The following is a 350-nucleotide window of genomic DNA, read 5'->3' on the forward strand; positions in this document are numbered from 1 at the left end:
ATCGATCCAGCCCATCGCCCGTTGCAGCACCAGGGTACGCAGCTGGCTGGCCAGCGAGTGGCGGATGCGTAGCGGGTTGCGGAAGTCGACCAGATTGTCTTCCAGCGCCTCGATCACGCCGCTGTTGTCGAGGGCTTCACGCAGCAGCAGGGCGCCGCTGTCGCTAGTGGTGCGCTGGCCGCTCAGCTCAACACGGACAGAGCCGTTGCACGAGGGCGACCAGGTCGTTAGGGTTTCACCCATGGCGAGTGGTCCTCTTGAATCGTGTTCTGGCAGGAACATCCTGATTCTACAAGAGAAAACCACTCGCCATCTTCGTTTTCAGGTCGGCCTCATGAATAAGCTGGGGT

1 protein-coding gene is annotated in these 350 nt (G+C 60.6%); it reads right to left on the reverse strand.

The genetic code is table 11. The features are described 5' to 3' along the window. Window positions 1-282: transposase (locus CXF87_RS12480; RefSeq protein ID WP_198556102.1), on the reverse strand; the 282-nt coding region annotated here is incomplete at its 3' end. Window positions 283-350 lie beyond the last annotated feature (68 nt).

The organism is Halomonas sp. MES3-P3E (genome assembly GCF_002836035.1).
GTDB classification, from domain to species: Bacteria; Pseudomonadota; Gammaproteobacteria; order Pseudomonadales; family Halomonadaceae; genus Vreelandella; species Vreelandella arctica.